General features: G+C 56.1%; 1 pseudogene. It reads right to left on the bottom strand.

The window, feature by feature from the left end:
• Positions 1-115 precede the first annotated feature (115 nt).
• Positions 116-255 (bottom strand): annotated as a pseudogene (locus ACTEK7_RS36690) (IS110 family transposase); the annotation flags it as partial.

The raw sequence follows: 255 nt of genomic DNA, 5'->3' as shown, positions 1-255 counted from the left end.
CGTTCCCAATAAATGGTTCGGGCACGAAGCCCGCTTTTTTGCACAGGGCTTACGGCATGTTGATCCACTGTTTCGTCATCACTGTTCCCGAGCCTTGCAATCTCGCCAGAAGTCGTCAGCTGAAAGCGGGATCCCTGCGTTCGTAGAGTGCTCCTGGCTTGTTCAAGACCACCCAGACAATGCGAGCCATCTTGGCGGCTAGTGCGACAACGGCCTTATTCGGATGCATCCGAGCTTGGAGCCCGTTGAGCCAGC

The organism is Bradyrhizobium sp. JHI2711, assembly GCF_056156565.1.
The sequence above is the reverse complement of the archived record's forward strand: the minus strand, read 5'-3'. Positions and strand labels throughout refer to the sequence as shown.